Source organism: Vibrio sp. 2132-1 (assembly GCF_033344315.1).
In genome coordinates, this window is the sequence record NZ_JAWPON010000856.1 from 1 (window position 1) to 519 (window position 519).

The following is a 519-nucleotide window of genomic DNA, read 5'->3' on the forward strand; positions in this document are numbered from 1 at the left end:
CGGCTGACGCCAAAACCGATTTCGGCACGTCTAGACTCTTTGGCAAAGCTAAATAGCATTATCTTACCTAGAAGTTGCCCTGTGCTTTTTAAGTAGATACCTAGAATCACTTCTGTATTGCTATCCATAGCTCGAACACTGTTGGTTATAAATGTTTTTGCCTCATCAACAGACACCCAAGGTTCAGTATTCCAATATTTCATGACTTCATTGTCTGAGAATATACTAAACAAGTCTCCCGCATCTTCTGCGACTAAAGCTCGTAGTATTAATCGTTCTGTTTCAATTTTTGTGGTTAACATCGAAAGGTCTGCTTCTTCATTTACTATTGACGTATAACGCCTTGCTGAGGGGAGAGGGGGTAAGCAATACTATTGCTACTACATGCCTCTTCAATCACCAGAACCATTTGGTAAAAAATCCCAAGCCTGGGAAGTTACTCTTAAACGCTTTGTTGTATGCGTACTAAAGGTACACCACGGATTCCACATTATTACCCTCGGGATCAATCAAAAACGC

The 519-nt window shown here is 40.8% G+C and carries 1 protein-coding gene; it reads right to left on the reverse strand.

Annotation, left to right across the window (positions count from 1 at the left end; genetic code table 11):
* Positions 1-302: GNAT family N-acetyltransferase (locus R8N47_RS28395; protein WP_318186506.1), on the reverse strand; the 302-nt coding region annotated here is incomplete at its 3' end.
* Positions 303-519: the final 217 nt, after the last annotated feature.